This is a genomic window from Streptomyces lacaronensis (genome assembly GCF_047337785.1).
In the GTDB taxonomy this organism is placed as follows: Bacteria; Actinomycetota; Actinomycetes; order Streptomycetales; family Streptomycetaceae; genus Streptomyces; species Streptomyces lycopersici.
Window position 1 is genome coordinate 7140415 of record NZ_JBLHDK010000003.1, and the last position, 12123, is coordinate 7152537.

General features: G+C 72.1%; 13 protein-coding genes. 9 read left to right on the forward strand and 4 right to left on the reverse strand.

Annotation, left to right across the window (positions count from 1 at the left end; all coding sequences use genetic code 11):
* Positions 1 to 131: 131 nt before the first annotated feature.
* The 4 genes from ACMTAK_RS31025 to ACMTAK_RS31040 all read left to right on the forward strand — a co-directional run bounded on the left by ACMTAK_RS31025 (position 132) and on the right by ACMTAK_RS31040 (position 3723).
* Complete coding sequence (locus tag ACMTAK_RS31025; protein ID WP_413809222.1) at positions 132 to 932, forward strand: ABC transporter permease; 801 nt, start codon at positions 132 to 134, stop codon at positions 930 to 932.
* Positions 933 to 978: 46 nt separating this feature from the next.
* Positions 979 to 1743 carry an ABC transporter permease gene (locus tag ACMTAK_RS31030; RefSeq protein WP_413813044.1) on the forward strand — a complete coding sequence of 255 codons (765 nt, stop codon included), beginning with the start codon at positions 979 to 981 and terminating at the stop codon, positions 1741 to 1743.
* 5 nt (positions 1744 to 1748) lie between these two features.
* A complete protein-coding gene (locus ACMTAK_RS31035) occupies positions 1749 to 2753 on the forward strand; it encodes an ABC transporter ATP-binding protein (RefSeq protein ID WP_413809223.1) in 1005 nt (334 codons plus the stop codon).
* 172 nt (positions 2754 to 2925) lie between these two features.
* Positions 2926 to 3723: a DUF1707 SHOCT-like domain-containing protein gene (locus tag ACMTAK_RS31040; RefSeq protein ID WP_413809224.1), complete on the forward strand. Its 798-nt coding sequence runs from the start codon at positions 2926 to 2928 to the stop codon at positions 3721 to 3723.
* A 77-nt stretch (positions 3724 to 3800) separates the two neighbouring features.
* On the opposite strand, the gene ACMTAK_RS31045 is transcribed toward ACMTAK_RS31040, so the two are convergent.
* Entirely contained in the window at positions 3801 to 5126 is a 1326-nt protein-coding gene (locus ACMTAK_RS31045; protein WP_413809225.1) for an SGNH/GDSL hydrolase family protein, read from the reverse strand.
* 262 nt (positions 5127 to 5388) lie between these two features.
* Between ACMTAK_RS31045 and ACMTAK_RS31050 the strand changes: the two genes are divergently transcribed.
* The 5 genes from ACMTAK_RS31050 to ACMTAK_RS31070 all read left to right on the forward strand — a co-directional run bounded on the left by ACMTAK_RS31050 (position 5389) and on the right by ACMTAK_RS31070 (position 10204).
* Positions 5389 to 6711 (forward strand): DUF445 domain-containing protein, encoded by a 1323-nt coding sequence (locus tag ACMTAK_RS31050; RefSeq protein ID WP_413809226.1) that lies wholly within the window; start codon positions 5389 to 5391, stop codon positions 6709 to 6711.
* 170 nt (positions 6712 to 6881) lie between these two features.
* Complete coding sequence (locus ACMTAK_RS31055; RefSeq protein ID WP_413809227.1) at positions 6882 to 7676, forward strand: class E sortase; 795 nt, start codon at positions 6882 to 6884, stop codon at positions 7674 to 7676.
* Between the two features lie 380 nt (positions 7677 to 8056).
* Complete coding sequence (locus ACMTAK_RS31060) at positions 8057 to 8377, forward strand: DUF6412 domain-containing protein (protein WP_413809228.1); 321 nt, start codon at positions 8057 to 8059, stop codon at positions 8375 to 8377.
* A gap of 162 nt (positions 8378 to 8539) precedes the next feature.
* A complete protein-coding gene (locus tag ACMTAK_RS31065) occupies positions 8540 to 9199 on the forward strand; it encodes a YidC/Oxa1 family membrane protein insertase (protein ID WP_413809229.1) in 660 nt (219 codons plus the stop codon).
* A gap of 138 nt (positions 9200 to 9337) precedes the next feature.
* On the forward strand, positions 9338 to 10204 hold the full coding sequence (locus ACMTAK_RS31070; protein WP_413809230.1) for a fumarylacetoacetate hydrolase family protein: 867 nt from the start codon (positions 9338 to 9340) through the stop codon (positions 10202 to 10204).
* 67 nt (positions 10205 to 10271) lie between these two features.
* Here the strand turns inward: ACMTAK_RS31070 and ACMTAK_RS31075 are convergent, their stop codons facing one another.
* Genes ACMTAK_RS31075 through ACMTAK_RS31085 form a run of 3 tightly spaced genes read right to left on the reverse strand, consistent with a single transcriptional unit; the run spans position 10272 to position 12056 of the window.
* Positions 10272 to 10664: a DNA-binding protein gene (locus ACMTAK_RS31075; protein WP_413809231.1), complete on the reverse strand. Its 393-nt coding sequence runs from the start codon at positions 10662 to 10664 to the stop codon at positions 10272 to 10274.
* A complete protein-coding gene (locus ACMTAK_RS31080; protein ID WP_413809232.1) occupies positions 10664 to 10915 on the reverse strand; it encodes a hypothetical protein in 252 nt (83 codons plus the stop codon). Before ACMTAK_RS31080 ends, ACMTAK_RS31075 begins: the two co-directional genes overlap by 1 nt.
* A 40-nt stretch (positions 10916 to 10955) precedes the next feature.
* Entirely contained in the window at positions 10956 to 12056 is a 1101-nt protein-coding gene (locus ACMTAK_RS31085; protein ID WP_413809233.1) for a Gfo/Idh/MocA family protein, read from the reverse strand.
* Positions 12057 to 12123: the final 67 nt, after the last annotated feature.

Sequence of the window (12123 nt, forward strand, 5' to 3'; positions counted from 1 at the left end):
GTGAATAATGCCTGGCCGTCTCTCCCGTCACCCCACTAGGCTCCGGATTTTGGCGCCGTTCGGGGAGGTGCGGTCGGGGCCGGTCGGCCGGGCCGGTCGGGCGGTGCGGTCGGGGAGGGAGGCACGGGCGGATGCGGCTGTACGCGGCCGTCGCGGTCAGCGGCTTCAAACGCTACGCGACGTATCGAGTCGCCACGGTGGCCGGGGTCTTCACCAACACGGTTTTCGGCTTCATCCTCGCCTACACCTATACCGCGCTGTGGGACGAGCGGCCGCACCTCGGCGGCTACGACCTCGCCCAGGCGCTGACCTTCGTCTGGCTCGGGCAGGCGCTGCTGGCGGCCGTGGCGCTGATGGGCGGCGGCTTCCAGGAGGAGTTCCAGGAGCGCATCCGCTCCGGGGACATCGCCGTGGACCTCTACCGCCCCGTCGACCTCCAGATGTGGTGGCTGGCCACCGAGCTCGGCCGGGCGCTGTTCCAGCTGCTGGGGCGCGGTGTGGTGCCGATGGCCGTCGGGGCGCTGGCGTTCGAACTCCGGCTGCCCGCCTCGCCCTTGACCTGGCTGTGGTTCATGCTCGCCGTGGCGCTCGCGGTGTGCGTCAGCTTCGCGCTGCGCTATCTCGTGTCGCTCGCCTCGTTCTGGCTGCTCGACGGGACGGGGCTGTCCATGCTGAGCGGGCTGCTGTGCCTGTTCTTCTCCGGGATGACCCTGCCGCTCAACGTCTTCCCCGGGCAGCTGGGCGAGATCGCCCGCGCGCTGCCCTGGGCGGCGATACTCCAAGTGCCCGCGGATGTCTTCCTGGAGGAGCGCCGGGGCTCGGGGCTGCTGGGGGCGTTCGCCTTCCAGACGGGGTGGGCGGTGGCGCTGCTGGCGGCCGGGCGGGCGCTTCAATCGGTGGCGACCCGGAAGGTGGTGGTCCAGGGTGGCTGAGTCCGCCGTGTCCAACGGGCTGCGGGCCTACGGCCTGATCGTCGGGATGTGGGTGCGCTCCACGATGGCGTACCGCACCTCGTTCCTGATCATGACGCTGGGGAACTTCCTCGCGACCGGGCTGGACTTCGTCACGATCGCGCTGATGTTCACCCACATCGGTGAGCTGGGCGGCTTCACCCTGGACGAGGTCGCGTTCCTCTACGGCACCACCAGCGTCGCCTTCGGCCTCGCCGATCTCGTGCTGGGCACCATGGGCCGGCTGGGCCAGCGGGTGCGCGACGGCACGATGGACACCCTGCTGGTGCGGCCGGTGCCGATACTCGCCCAGGTGGCCGCCGACCGCTTCGCGCTGCGCCGGCTGGGTCGGATCACCCAGGGGGCGGTGGTGCTCGGCTGGTCGCTGGCCAGGCTGGACATCGACTGGACGGTGGACCGGGCGCTGCTGATGCCGGTGATGCTGCTGAGCGGGGGCGCCATCTTCGGGGCGCTGTTCGTGCTCGGCGGCGCCTTCCAGTTCTGGGCCAAGGACGCCTCCGAGGTCCAGAGCGCCTTCACCTTCGGCGGGACCACGCTGCTGGAGTACCCGCCGACGGTCTTCGGCAAGGAGCTGCTGCGGGGCGTCACCTTCGTCGTCCCGCTGGCCTTCGTCAACTGGCTCCCGGCCCTGCACATCCTGGGCCGGCCCGATCCGCTGGGGCTCCCGGCCTGGATCGGCTTCGCGGCGCCGCTGGTCGCGGGCGGCTGCTGTGCGGTGGCGGGGCTGGCGTGGCGGGCGGGGCTGCGGGCGTATCAGAGCACGGGGAGCTGAGGGGAATGGTCGTGGGGAATGGCATGGGGAGTGCCGTGGACGATCTGATCGAGCTCGACGGCGTCGAGAAGGTGTTCCAGGTGCGGCGCAAGGCCGGGCTGCTGCGCCGTGAGCGCCGCGAGGTGCGCGCCGTGGACGGCATCAGCTTCCGGGTGCCGCGCGGCGAGATGGTGGGCTACATCGGCCCGAACGGCGCCGGGAAGTCCACCACCATCAAGATGCTGACCGGGATCCTGGTGCCCAGCGGCGGACGGCTCAGGGTCGCCGGAATCGACCCCTCCAGGGACCGGACGAGGCTCGCGCGCCGCATCGGGGTGGTGTTCGGGCAGCGCACCACCCTGTGGTGGGACCTGCCGCTGCGCGACTCGTACGCGCTGGTGCGGCGGATGTACCGGATCCCCGACGACCGCTACCGGCACAACCTGGACCGCTGTGTGGAACTGCTCAACCTCGGCGCGCTGTTGGACGTGCCGGTGCGTCAGCTCTCGCTCGGCCAGCGGATGCGCGGCGATATCGCGGCCGCCCTGCTGCACGACCCGGAGGTGCTCTATCTCGACGAGCCGACCATCGGGCTCGATGTGGTCAGCAAGGCGAAGGTGCGGGAGTTCCTGCGCGATGTGAACGCCGAGCAGGGCACGACGGTGCTGCTCACCACCCACGATCTGACCGATATCGAGCTGCTGTGCAAGCGGGTGATGGTCATCGACCACGGGCGGCTGGTCTACGACGGCGGGCTGGACGGGCTGCACGCGGTGGGGGAGAGCGAACGCACCCTCGTGGTCGACCTGGAGCGGGAGATGCCGCCCATCGAGGTCCCCGGCGCCCGGACGGTGCGGGTCGAGGGGCCCCGGCAGTGGCTGGCCTTCCCGGCGACCAGCAGCGCGGCGCCGATCGTCGCGGCGGTCGCCGACGGCTGTCCGCTGGTGGACCTCTCGGTGCGCGAGCCCGAGATCGAGGACGTCATCGCGAGGATGCTGCACGGGGCGGAGGACCGGGCGGGGCGGGCTTAGGCCGGGCGGGCCTGGGCCGGGCGGGGGCAGCGCGGTGTGCGTGAGGGCAAGGGCGCGGTGTGCGAGCGGCAAGGGCGCGGTGTGCGAGAACGACGGGGCACGGTGTGCGAGAACGACGGAGGCACGGTGTGTGAGAGGAGCCAGGGCCGGTGCCCGCCATTAGTCTGTCCGTATGACGAGCGCTGGTTCTTCCCAGGGGGCGAGCCCCGACCTCCCGGACCCGGCCGGGATGCGGGCATCGGACGCCGAGCGTGAGCGGATCGCCGAGGTCCTCCGTGAGGCGGTCGCCGAAGGCCGCCTGGACATGGAGGAGTTCGAGGAGCGGCTGAGCGCGGCTTACGCGGCGCGCACCCATGGCCAGCTGGAGCCACTGGTACGGGACCTCCCGGTGCCCGGCAGCGTCGCTCCGGCTCCGCCGTCCCCCGCCGACCGCACCGGCTGGGCCGAGCGGATCGGCGGCACCCCGACCTCGAAGTGGGCCGTGGCGATCATGGGCGGCTTCCAGCGCAAGGGGACCTGGACCGTCCCGCGTGCCTTCACCGCCTTCACCATCATGGGCGGCGGTGAGATCGATCTGCGGGAGGCCCGGTTCGAGGGCCGCGAAGTGGTGATCCGCTGCTTCGCCCTCATGGGTGGGATAGAGATCATCGTCCCGCCGGACCTGGAAACGCATGTCAGTGGCATCGGGCTCATGGGCGGTTTCGACCACACCGGGTCCGCCGACGGGGATCCCACCGGCCCTCGGGTGACCGTGACCGGCCTCGCGCTCTTCGGCGGGGTCAGCGTCGAGCGCAGGCTCCGCAAGGAGGAGCACAAGCGCATGAAGGAGGAGCGCCGTCGGCTGAAGGCCGAGCGCCGGGAGGAACTGCGCGCCGAGCGCCGGGAACTGCGGGGCGCATCGCGCGATGAGCGGCGCGAGGAGCGGGAGGAGCGCCGGCTGTCCCTGGAGAAGGAACGCCGCGAGGACTAGGGCCCTTCTGAAGGACCCTAGGCGGCGACGGGGCTGAGCGCCGGTATGCGGCTCCGCCGCGTGGTTCGCCGGGGTCTCTAGAGCTCGGCCGCCGTGCGGCCCCGCAGGTGGTCCAGGTTCAGCGCCCGCGCCATCGCGCGGTAGCCGTCGTCGCTGGGGTGCAGATGGTCGCCCGAGTCGAACATCGGGCGCAGCCGCAGCGGGCTGATCGGGTCGCGCAGCGCCTTGTCGAAGTCCACGACCTCGTCGAAGACCCTCCCGGCGCGGATCCGCGCGTTGACCTGCTCGCGCACGGCGTCCAGCTGGGGGGTGTAGCCGCGGTGCCCGTAGAAGGGCGTCAGGGTGGCTCCGATGACCCGCAGGCCGCGCGCGTGGGCCTGCTCGGTCAGCCGCTTCAGGCCCCACACGATCCGGTTGGGGTCGGTCTGATGGGGGATGCGGAGTATGTCATTGACACCCAGCTCGATGATCACGGCCTTGACGCCCGTACGGGACAGCACGTCGCGGTCGAAGCGGGACAGTCCGCTGGGGTTGTTGGGCGGGTACTCTGTGCCGTCGCTCAGCACGCGGTTGCCGCTGATGCCCTGGTTGAGCACGCCGAAGCGGGGCGCCCCGGGCTCGCTGCGCAGCCGCTCGGAGAGGAAGTCGGTCCACCGGTGGTTGGCCCCGGCGGTGGAGGTGATGCCGTCGGTGATCGAGTCGCCCAGCACCGCGACGGCGCCCTCGGCCTGCTTGGACCACACGTCCACACCGGTCAGATAGCGCCAGTACGGGCTCTGCTGGGTGTAGGCGGAGCCCGCCGTGTCCTCCGTACGGTCGCCACGCGCCATGTACGACGTCTGGCGGGCGTGCGGATGGTAGGTCACGGACCCGGCCGCCTGCGGGGTGTAGGTGGTGACCAGCAGATCGGCCGCGTCCGGGACGGCGAGCCGCACCGGGTCGCTGGCGGCGGCCTTACCGGGCGGGATCGTCACCCAGGTGCGGTTGTTGAAGGTGAGACGGCGCATGGTGCCGGCGGCCGCGGTGGGGTTGCTGGGCGCGGCGGCCAGCGCCACCGACGCATGCGTGATCGTCAGCGGACGGCTGCTGTAGAAGTTCGAGAGCTGGATCCGGGTGCTGGTGCCGCCGATGCTGGTGTGCACCACGTTCCGTATCGACATGCCCGAGAGGCCGCCGCGCAGCGTCCTCGGCTCGGCGGCAGCGGCCGAGGTGGACCAGGTGCCCACCCAGGCACCGGCCGAGGCCGGGGCGGCCGAGCCGCGGGCTCCCTGCGCACGGGGGTCCGCATCGCCCTTGTCACCACCGAGCCCGATGAATATCGCGGTGGAGACGAGGATCACCACAGCCGCCAGCGCAGCGAGCACGGCATACCCCGTGCGTCTGGGCATTGGGGGCACGCTCATGGGCGGGTTGTCTCCTCGGGCAGACGGAGCCCGAGGCTCCGGAAGTGGACGGGAACGGCGGGTGGTATCCGGCAATGCCGATGCGGTCCGGTCGGTCTCCCATGATCCCATGGTGGGACCCGGCTCCGCCCGTCGGCCTGCCCCCAATGTGCTGGGTCGCTCCCCCAGACAGACGACGGGAACTCACCGTTCGTTCCACACATGGGCGACTGAGACCGGAAAGAGACAATGCATGGGGAGACGGGTCGACCAGGTGGAGCGTATGCAGCGAAGAACGACTGGTGAGACGGCGACCCCGCCGTCTCGGGGCGCGGCTGTGCCCTTCGTCACCGACAGCCCCCTCGACGTGGAGCGGCGGCGCGGGGTGCGCCGGATGAAGGCGTTCGCCACCGGACTGCTGCTCGGCGTCGCACTGGTGTACGCGCTCGCCACCTGGGCGCGGTCCTCGGGTATCGACGGCTGGCCCGGCTATGTGGCCGCGGCCGCCGAGGCGGGCATGGTGGGCGCCCTGGCCGACTGGTTCGCGGTCACCGCGCTCTTCCGGCGGCCCATGGGGCTGCCCATTCCCCATACGGCGATCATCCCCACCAAGAAGGACCAGCTCGGGGCCAGCCTCGGTGAGTTCGTCGGGGAGAACTTCCTCTCCGGCGACGTCGTACGGATGCGGCTGCGCGCGGTCGGGATCGGCAGCCGGCTCGGCACCTGGCTCGCCGAGCCCGAGCACGCCGACCGGGTGACCGCGGAGCTGGCCACCGCGCTGCGCGGCGCGCTCACGGTGCTGCGCGACTCCGATGTGCAGGCGGTGGTGGGCGAGGCGATCACCCGCCGGGCCGACAGCCAGGAGATCGCGCCGGGCCTGGGCAAGCTGCTGGAACGGGTGGTCGCGGACGGCGGCCACCGCCGGGCCGTGGACCTGGTGTGTCTGCGCGCCCACGACTGGCTGGTGGAGCACAACGACTCGGTGATGCAGGCGGTGACCGGCGGCGCCCCCGGCTGGACGCCGAGGTTCGTGGACCGCAAGGTCGGCGAGCGCGTCTACAAGGAACTGCTGCGCTTCGTGACCGAGATGCGGGACATGCCCGACCATCCGGCGCGCGGCGCCCTGGACCGCTTCCTCACCGACTTCGCCGGGGATCTGCAGTCCGACACCGACACCCGGCTGCGGGTGGAGCGGGTGAAGAGCGAGGTGCTGGGGCGCGGCGACGTCCAGGACCTCATCGCCTCGGCCTGGGCCTCGGTGCGGGCGATGATCGTCGCGGCGGCGGAGGACGAGCGCAGCGAGCTGCGGCAGCGGGCGCGGGCGGCGATTCTGTCGCTGGGCAGGCGGACGATGACGGACCGACGGCTGCGGGACAAGATCGACGGGTGGCTGGAGGACGCCGCCGTCTATGTCGTGACGACGTATCGGGACGAGATCACCTCGCTGATCAGCGAGACGGTGGCGAGCTGGGACGCGGACCACACCTCCCGGAAGATCGAGGCGCACATCGGCCGGGATCTGCAGTTCATCCGGATCAACGGCACGGTGGTGGGTGCCCTGGCCGGGCTGGTGATCTATACGGTCTCGCGGGCGCTGGGCGCATAGTTGGCGGGTCGCGGGTCGCGGGTCGCGGGTCGCGGGTGGCGGGTGGCGGGCGGTTGGCTCGCGGCGCTGGGCGAATAGCGCACGGGCGGCGGGCAGTTGGACCTTGACGCCCGGCGGATTGCCGTGTCGCGGCTCTGGAAGGTGTGCGCGGCCTGGCCTATGGTGCGCGCGTGCGACGTCGTGGAGGGCGTGCCGTGCTCGCCCGGGGGCTGTGGACGGCCGGTGAGCTCACCGTCACCCTCGGGGTCGTGGTGCTGCTCTTCGTCGTCCACCAACTGTGGTGGACCAACCGGCAGGCGAGGGCGGGCGCACGGCACGAGGTATCGGTGCTGGAGCGGCGGTGGGAGGACGGGGCGGCGGAGTCCGCGACGCCGACGCCGGGGGCGACGGGATCCTCCGATTCCGCTCAGGGGGACGAACGTGACCGCGATCGTGACCGCGACCGCGACCGTGACCGGTCGACCGGGAGCGGCGCCGGGGGCCGGGGGCCGCGCCGGGACCAGGCGTACGCGGTGCTCAGGATCCCGCGTATCGGCCTTACGGTGCCCATCGCCGAGGGCATCGGCCGCGCGGCGGTGCTCAACAAGGGCTATGTGGGCCACTATCCGCGCACCGCCCAGCCGGGCCAGGCGGGCAACGTCGCCCTCGCGGGCCACCGCAACACCCACGGCGAGCCCTTCCGGCAACTGGACGAGGTGCGCCCCGGCGACACGGTGCGCATCGACACCGCCGACGCCCGCTATACGTACGTGATCGAGCGGACCCTGCCGCGCACCTCGCCCGCCGACGGCACGGTGATCGCGCGGGTGCCGTACAGCTCCGCCCACCCCCGCTACCGCTACACCGAGCCGGGCTACTACCTCACGCTGACGACCTGTACCCCCGAATTCACCTCCCGCTACCGCCTGGTGGTCTGGGCCCGGCTCCGGGCGGCCGCTCCCCGGGATGTCGGCGGGGGCCGCTAGGGGGTGTTCGGTGGTCGTGACGCCTGAGGCGGGCTGTTCCCCTCCCCGCCCCTTCCCGAAACCGGGGTTGCGCCCCAGACCCCGAAACCGGGGTTCCGCCCAGATCCCGGACCGGGGCTGCGCCCCAGACTCCGGACCGGGGTTCCGCCCAGATCCCGGACCGGGGCTGCGCCCCAGACCCCGGACCGGGGTTCCGCCCAGATCCCGCGCCGGGGTTCCGCCCCAGATCCCCGGGGTCCAGGGGCGGAGCCCCTGGTAACGGGAAGGGGCGGGGAGGGGAAGTATCAATATGCGGCTCCGCCGCGAAGCCGGCGATCTGCTTAAACTGGCAACGCCAGGAGGGGAGACCGGCCGGGAGAGCGGGAGAGGGGGACGTCACGGTGTCGCGCCGACTTGAAGCGCTGCGGGCGCGTCTGGGCGTCTGCCTGTTCCTGCTGGCCGGGGTTCTGCTGGCGCAGAGCGGGGTGGTCAGCGCCGTCGCCCTCGCCGCCACCGTCGCGACCACGACCGCCGTCGCCGCCGCGCTGGCCCTGTGCGCGATCCTCGCCTCCCGTGGCCGGATGCCCGTCCCCGCCGGGCGGATTCGCACCGCGATACGGGACCGGGAGCGCCGTACGGCGTTCCTGCCGCAGCGGGATCCCGATGCGGCCGGACGCCCGAGGCCCCGAGCGCCGGGCCGTCGCCTGCCGACGGCCGCGTAGGCGCACTCTCGCTGTACGGCGTTCCTCCAGCCTCTCCGGCGTCCGAGGAGCGGGGTCCGGGGCGGAGCCCCGGAAGGTCCAGGATCCGTAGTGCCGCGCCACGCGGCTCGTCACGCCGATGTCTTCCTCACTCCGGCACGACGAGACCCGCGGAGGGCTCCCATGTCCCTTTTCTCTTCCCTCGGCTCCCTGTTGACCACCATGGCGGACGGCCTCGATCCGCTCTTCGGCGCGTCCGCGGCGGCGGCCGCCATCGTCCTGTTCACGCTGTGCGTCCGCGCCGCCCTGCATCCCCTCGCCCGGGCCGCGGTGCGCGGCGAGAAGGCACGGGCCGCGCTCGCGCCGAAGATCACCGAGCTGGGCCGCAAGCACCGGGACGACCCGGAGCGGATGCGGCGCGCCATGGCGGAGCTCCAGACGAAGGAGGGCGCGTCACCGCTGGCGGGGTGTCTGCCGACGCTCGCGCAGCTTCCGGTCTTCTTCGTCATGTACCACGTGTTCTCCACCGGCAGCGGCGCCGGAGACCTCCTCGACCACACGCTCGCCGGGGCCCCGCTCGGCGCCCGCTGGGGCGGGGTGCTCAGCGGTGGGCCGGGGCTGGTCTACCTCGGGCTCTTCGCGCTGATCGCGGCGGTGGCCACCTGGACGTATCTCCGCGCCCGTAAGGCGACCGTCCCCGGGGCGCCCGGAGTGGCACGGGCGCTGCCGCTGCTGTCGTTCGGCACCCTCGTCACCGCCGCCGTGGTCCCGCTGGCGGCGGCGCTCTACCTGGCGACCAGCACGACCTGGACGGCGGTGGAGCGGGCCCTGCTGCACCGCTGACGGCGGTACCGGCGGCGGTCACCCTTGAGACCGATGTCCCAGTCCGTGAACGAGGTCTTGCGGGCTGGACGCCCCTGAAGGGAGGATCAATCGGCCGGTAGGCGCCTCGCACCGGCCTGTGACCTCGGGAGTCTTGGGATGAAACTGCTGCGAGTCGGACCGGCGGGCGCGGAACGCCCCGCGCTGCTCGATCAGAACGGCACCCTGCGCGATCTGTCCGCCCTGGTCCCGGACATCGACGGCGCCCTCCTCGCCGATGAGGCCGCCCTCGCGCGGGTGCGCGCGGCGGCGGCCGCCGAGGGGGACGACGCGCTGCCCGCGATCGAGGACGGCGGGGTGCGGATCGGCCCGCCGCTCGGCCGTATCGGCAAGATCGTGTGCATCGGGCTGAACTACCACGACCACGCCACCGAAACCGGCGCGAGCATCCCCGAAGAGCCCATCGTCTTCATGAAGGCCCCGGACACGGTCGTCGGCCCCGATGACACGGTCCTCGTCCCGCGCGGCAGCGTGAAGACCGACTGGGAGGTCGAACTCGCCATCGTCATCGGCCGCACCGCCCGCTACCTCGACTCCGACGAGGCCGCCCTCGCCGCGGTCGCGGGCTATGCGGTGGCCCACGACGTCTCCGAGCGCGCCTTCCAGATCGAGCGCGGCGGCCAGTGGGACAAGGGCAAGAACTGCGAGACGTTCAACCCCCTGGGCCCCTGGCTGGTCACCGCCGACGAGGTCCCCGACCCGCAGGCCCTGGGCCTGCGCCTCTGGGTCAACGGCGAGCTCCAGCAGAACGGCAACACGGCGGACCAGATCTTCGGCGTGGCCCAGGTGGTCCGCTACCTCAGCCAGTTCATGACGCTCTACCCCGGTGATGTCATCAACACCGGCACCCCGGCGGGCGTGGCCATGGGCCGCCCCGAGCCCAAGCCGTATCTGCGCGCCGGCGATGTCGTCGAGCTCGAGATCGACGGGCTGGGCCGCCAGCGCCAGGAGTTCAAGGACGCGTAGCGGACGTCGGACGAGGGGCGACCCGGACGGGAGGGTCGCCCTCAGCCCTGGAGTCCGCGGGCCGCGATCAGGCTTTGATGACGTCGACGGAGGGGCCGCAGAGCAGAGTCAGGTCTTCGGGGTCCGAAGTGAGGAGGGTCACCGGCCCGGGGACGGCGTGCGCGACGGAGGCGAGGACCGCGTCGATCGCGTACTTGTGGCCGTGCAGGCGATGCGTGCGGAGCAGCAGTGCTGCCCTGTCGGCGACCTCTCTGGTGACGTCATGGACATCGATGCGGGAGAGGACCCACCTGACGCGGGCAGGGTGAACACGGTCGTAGTCGGCCTCCAAGAGGGTCATCGCGGTGGTGGCCACCCGCACGCCTTCCTCCGCCGCCGCTTGGACGAAGGCCGCGATGGCGCGGTCCTTGAGATAGATTTTGGACAGCCCCTCGCAGTCCAGCAGGAGTGTGCCGGGCATCAGGCGGCGTTCTCGCCCGCTTGGCGGTGATCGTGGCGCAGGAGAGCACGGGCCGCCTCGACTTCGGCGCGAGTCAGTTCCTCGTTGTCGGTTTCGAAGTCGGTGACGATCTCGCGGAGCTTGTCCATCGCGATCCGCTGCTCCAAGGCCTCGGCGACATAGGCGGAGAAGCCGCCGGGGCCGACATGGGACCGCACGGTCTCGGCAAGGTCTTCGGGCAGGCTGATCGAGTACTTTTTGCTACCGCTCATAGTCCGGATGCTACCAGCGGTGGCAAGGCTAGCTCCTCGCTTACGCCAGGGCCTCGATCCGGACGGTACGGCGCTCCGCGGCCGCCACCCGGGCCGCCTCCAGCACATGCAGGGTGGCCGCGGCCTCGGCGGCGGTGACCGGGGGCGGGGTGCCGTCGCGGAGGGCTGCGGCGACGGCGGCGTAGTACGCGGGGTAGTCGCCCCGGAGGGTCTCCACGGGGACGCCGCCGCCGGTCGTCGGGGACTCTCCCGCGCCCAGCCGGCCCCAGTCGCCCTCCGGTTCGGCGCCCCATTCGACGGACGGGCCGCCGGGGCGCAGCCCCTCGCGCAGGGCGGCCTCCTGCGGGTCGAGGCCGTACTTCACATAGCCCGACTCGCTGCCCAGCACCCGGAACCGCGGGCCGAGCTGGGCGGTGGTCGCGCTCATCCACAGATGGGAGCGGACCCCACTGGTGTGGGTGAGGGCGATGAAGGTGTCGTCGTCGGTCTGCGCCCCGGGGCGGCGCACATCGACCTCGGCGTAGACGGACTCGACCGGGCCGAAGAGGGTGAGCGCCTGGTCGACGAGATGGCTGCCCAGGTCGTACAGCAGCCCGCCGACCTCGGCTGGGTCGCCGGACTCCCGCCAGCCGCCCTTGAGCTGCGGCCGCCACCGCTCGAAGCGGGACTCGAAGCGCCGCACCTCGCCCAGCGCGCCCTCGGCGAGCAGCTTGCGGAGGGTGCGGAAGTCGTTGTCCCAGCGGCGGTTCTGGAAGACGGTCAGCAGCAGCCCGCGGGCCTCGGCGAGCGCGGCCAACTCCTCGGCCTCGGCGGCGGTCGCGGCCAGCGGCTTGTCCACGACGGTCGGCAGCCCGGCCTCGAGGGCGGCGCGGGCGAGCGGGACATGGGTGCGGTTCGGGGAGGCGATGACGATCAGGTCCAGCTCATCCGTCCGGGCCCACAGCTCGTCGGCGGAGTCCACGAGACGGACGTCGGGGAACTCGGCGCGCGCCTGCCGCTGCCGCTCCGGGCTGGAGGTGACGATGGTGTCGAGGACCAGTCCCTCGGTGGCCGCGATCAGGGGGGCGTGGAAGACGGATCCGGCCAGCCCGTAGCCGATCAGTCCCACTCGGGTGGTGCTGCTGTCATCGGTGGCATCCATGAAAGCCACTTTGGCAACAGTGTTGCCAAAGTGCAAGCGGTGGCCACAATGGAGGGGTGAACAGCAC

What these genes read in the sequence shown, in the direction of transcription:
- ACMTAK_RS31025 (WP_413809222.1), top strand. Translation starts at nt 132, where the DNA reads ATGCGGCTGTACGCGGCCGTCGCGGTCAGCGGCTTCAAACGCTACGCG.
- ACMTAK_RS31030 (WP_413813044.1), top strand. Translation starts at nt 979, where the DNA reads ATGTGGGTGCGCTCCACGATGGCGTACCGCACCTCGTTCCTGATCATG.
- ACMTAK_RS31035 (WP_413809223.1), top strand. Translation starts at nt 1,749, where the DNA reads ATGGTCGTGGGGAATGGCATGGGGAGTGCCGTGGACGATCTGATCGAG.
- ACMTAK_RS31040 (WP_413809224.1), top strand. Translation starts at nt 2,926, where the DNA reads ATGACGAGCGCTGGTTCTTCCCAGGGGGCGAGCCCCGACCTCCCGGAC.
- ACMTAK_RS31045 (WP_413809225.1), bottom strand. Translation starts at nt 5,126, where the DNA reads ATGAGCGTGCCCCCAATGCCCAGACGCACGGGGTATGCCGTGCTCGCT.
- ACMTAK_RS31050 (WP_413809226.1), top strand. Translation starts at nt 5,389, where the DNA reads ATGCAGCGAAGAACGACTGGTGAGACGGCGACCCCGCCGTCTCGGGGC.
- ACMTAK_RS31065 (WP_413809229.1), top strand. Translation starts at nt 8,540, where the DNA reads ATGTCCCTTTTCTCTTCCCTCGGCTCCCTGTTGACCACCATGGCGGAC.
- ACMTAK_RS31070 (WP_413809230.1), top strand. Translation starts at nt 9,338, where the DNA reads ATGAAACTGCTGCGAGTCGGACCGGCGGGCGCGGAACGCCCCGCGCTG.
- ACMTAK_RS31075 (WP_413809231.1), bottom strand. Translation starts at nt 10,664, where the DNA reads ATGCCCGGCACACTCCTGCTGGACTGCGAGGGGCTGTCCAAAATCTAT.
- ACMTAK_RS31080 (WP_413809232.1), bottom strand. Translation starts at nt 10,915, where the DNA reads ATGAGCGGTAGCAAAAAGTACTCGATCAGCCTGCCCGAAGACCTTGCC.
- ACMTAK_RS31085 (WP_413809233.1), bottom strand. Translation starts at nt 12,056, where the DNA reads ATGGATGCCACCGATGACAGCAGCACCACCCGAGTGGGACTGATCGGC.